This is a genomic window from Halalkalibacterium halodurans (genome assembly GCF_004376175.1).
Taxonomy (GTDB): domain Bacteria; phylum Bacillota; class Bacilli; order Bacillales; family Bacillaceae_D; genus Halalkalibacterium; species Halalkalibacterium halodurans.
The window spans coordinates 6,945-10,326 of the sequence record NZ_SNUY01000094.1; the positions used below are offsets into that span (position 1 = coordinate 6,945).

Below are 3,382 nucleotides of genomic sequence, written 5' to 3' on the forward strand. Positions count from 1 at the left end.
TTTTCCAACATTGCTTCATCCATAAAGGCCTGAACGTTCCTATTAAACTTTTCCACCTTCCCTTTCGAATCAGGTGAGTACGGCTTTGCGTATAATAAACGGATACCCAGTTTAGAACAGGTTCGCCCCATCCACTTCGTCCGGTACTGTTTTCCGTTATCAAAGTAGACGGCCTCAGGCAGTCCCGCCTTTTGTATCGCTTTACGGAAGCAGTCTTCGACAATGGACTGATCCAGTGTGGGATACCACTCACCATGAAGAACATATCTTGTGGCGTCATCAATAAACAAGACTAGGTATACCTGCTTATTGGTCCCGTTGGGACCAATCGGTAGAAAGGGGCCATACTTGATATCAGACTGCCAAAGGCTGTTCCGGTACCTTCTTTGAAATCTTCTTGCGGCAACTCCACTGCTTGTATACATCCGCATTTGCCGGGAACTGTAGCCCCGTTCAGCCAGTTTTTCCTGGAGCGTACTCCTTTTTAATTCTCCCGGCTCTGCCTTTCCTTCCCACTCAAGAATCTGAATGATCTGGCTGACACTCCGCCCCGGAACCTCCCTCCTCAAAAGGATAGCCTCCTCCAGTAAAGCAGGAGGGATCCCTGTCCTGGCAGGTTTTCTTCCTTTTTCCTTCGGCTTTAAGCCTTCGAACCCTTCGTTACGGTACTGGGAAAGATACCGGCGGATGGTCCTTTCCGAAACACCTGCTCTTTCACAGATATCAGCCTTGATTTTCCTTGCTTTGCCAGCATCCAACCCCTCCGCCAAAAGAGGGGAGATTAACTGCATACGTTCCGCGGCTGTTTCTTCCGCTTTCCGTTGACTTTTCATCTTCTCATGCCTCCCATTCATTGGTATAGCATGAGTTTACTCCAGAGCAGTCCGGCCAGAAATGCGGAACGGGTCTGTGACCCAAAGATTTAAATTTGTCATGGAACGGACAGCTCTCTTCAGCCATCCCTCCTCCATACCTACATATTGTCCCAGGGAGTGAAGTACGGTTTGTGGAGATTCGGACAATTCCTCCACAGGCAGATCAAAACGTATCGCGATAGACCGGAGGCAGCCGATGGCATACGCCACCCACACCTGAAACCAGTTCTTCCATCGAAAGATGGTTGCTTCATCCACCGCTGCCTCTGTACGTGGTGGTGTAGAAACGGTACCTTCTATACTCTCCGCATCATACCTTTTATAAGGCACAAGAATATCAGGGAGTTCATGATGAATCTTATCGCATGCCTCACAATATAGCCTTCGAATCACAAGCCTGGAGCGCTCGCCACTGCTTTTATACCATGCACGTTTCCGGCTTCCTGCCACTGAAAGTGTTCCTCCACAACAAGGGCAGGGGATTCGTTCCGTACTTCTAACAAAAAACGCCAGATTGCTTCTCAACCAAGGAATAATTTGATATAATGACCATAATCTTTTTTGGGGTGGACGTCTCCTGTGAAACTGTTGGCGTAGTTTCACATTTATGGGGGACGTCTTTTCCTTTCTCCAGATTTTATACTTCTGGTCATTATATCGGTCAACCTTCGGCCAGGCATTAGCATCAACTTTCGGAATATTTAGATCAGCTTAAACAGTAAAATGAAAAAAGATGAAGATTTCCCGTAGTTAAAAATCAGTGGAGGGTTCTTTTATCCTTTAACAAATGTTACCTTAGCCGGCATGTGGTGAATGTTACCTGTGTTCATTTCACATTGACTAAGTCTTTCTTATGCTGCTGCGCTTTGAAATGGGGGTCTTAGCGCTAAATATACGGGAAAGATCTCGTTTACGCTCTAAGGAACAAAAAAGTTGCTTAATAGAAAGGGAGATTGACATTGGATCAGATGATCATGGATATATGTGATTTATATGAGCATAAGTTCCCTGTTCAGATTACGTATGTACCTCTCCATTCGACTCAAGAGCATGCGGTTGTTACTCAAGAATTGATTGATTCTATCGTTAAAACAGGCTTCCCTATTTTTTTGGCTGAAAAGGAGCGAGTAGAAGATAGCCATCATCATGGAGAATGGATTTTGCCGATTCGACTTCAACTCAAAGTGGTCGGATTATTGTGGGTCATGTTTACAAGTGGGAAAAAGATCCCCTTCAACGAAATCGAGCAAGTCGTGGCGATGATCGAGACGTATCTGAGTATGGAGGAAAAACAACGTCAATACACGGTAGAGAATAGAAAGTTACGGCAGGAATTAAAAGGGTTTCTTGAGTTTGAAGATAAACCCCTTCTCTTATTGGACAGACAAGGAATAGTGACGGAATGCTCAGCAGGGGTCCAAACTGTTCTAGGGCTGAATCGATCGCGACTTTTAGGCGAGACGATTGAACGGTTAACCTCGGAAAAGGTCAAGGTTGACGTAACGAACGTATTCAAACCATCCTTTCAAACAGTAGAAATGAAGCTGGAGGGGAAAAGAGAAAATGGCATGTGCAAATTAAGCCAACTTACGTTCAAGGTGAGGTCGTATCGTTTATGATCAAGTTTTTAAAGAAAGAAACAAATCAATTCAAACAATCGAAGGACCTTCTCTATTCGTTCCAAGATATTATCGGGAGTAGTGAGGCGATTCATTTTGCCCGAGAGATGGCTCGCCGTATCGCAGGTCAAGACATTACGATCCTTTTGCGAGGTGAAAGCGGCACGGGAAAAGAGATGTTTGCACAGGCTGTTCATCGTAAAAGTCAGCGGGCGCAAGGCCCATTCGTTGCAATTAACTGCGCCGCCATTCCGGATAATTTACTGGAAAGCGAATTGTTTGGCTACGAAAGCGGTGCATTTACCGGTGCGTAACGCCAAGGAAAAGCAGGGAGGTTTGAGCTAGCACATGGCGGAACGATTTTTTTAGATGAGATCGGTGATATGTCCCTTCATCTACAGGCGAAGCTTTTGCGAGTATTGCAGGAGCGTAAGGTTGAGCGTGTCGGCGGGACACAAAGTGTTTATGTCGACGTGCGTATCATTGCAGCTACACATCGAAACTTGGAGGAGATGGTGCAGAAAAAAACGTTTCGTGAAGACTTGTATTATCGTTTAAATGTGATCCCGATCACAATCCCGCCTGTAAGAGAACGGAAAGAAGACTTACCTATTTTAATCGAGTATTTTATGAAACGTCTATCAAATAAAGAAAAAAAGCAACCGAAATATTTTTCGAGATTGTGTCAACCTTTTGTGGGAGGAGTATTTTCCATCCTCATATGTGTAAGCGAATTCAGGATTTTAGGGTTCTCCTCGTTGAGAATCTTATGGTTTTTAAAAGCCTTTCAAGTCTTTCAGTGCTCGATACACTGGAATATTCGCTCTTTGTTTGAGATACATGACGTTGTTACGTGTCGCTTCGCCAATTGTACTTTCTACCTTCTCC

At 44.8% G+C, this 3,382-nt stretch carries 2 protein-coding genes and 2 pseudogenes; 2 read left to right on the forward strand and 2 right to left on the reverse strand.

What is annotated here, in order from left to right:
- Both E2L07_RS21395 and E2L07_RS19230 read right to left on the reverse strand, forming a co-directional pair.
- Positions 1-833, reverse strand: a pseudogene (locus tag E2L07_RS21395) (DDE-type integrase/transposase/recombinase); the annotation flags it as partial.
- Between the two features lie 36 nt (positions 834-869).
- Entirely contained in the window at positions 870-1,478 is a 609-nt protein-coding gene (locus tag E2L07_RS19230; protein WP_276399879.1) for a DUF6431 domain-containing protein, read from the reverse strand.
- A gap of 356 nt (positions 1,479-1,834) precedes the next feature.
- Between E2L07_RS19230 and E2L07_RS19235 the strand changes: the two genes are divergently transcribed.
- A complete protein-coding gene (locus tag E2L07_RS19235) occupies positions 1,835-2,494 on the forward strand; it encodes a hypothetical protein (RefSeq protein WP_134230381.1) in 660 nt (219 codons plus the stop codon).
- Positions 2,491-3,382, forward strand: a pseudogene (locus E2L07_RS19240) (sigma-54 interaction domain-containing protein); the annotation flags it as partial. The gene E2L07_RS19235 and the pseudogene E2L07_RS19240, both read left to right, overlap by 4 nt.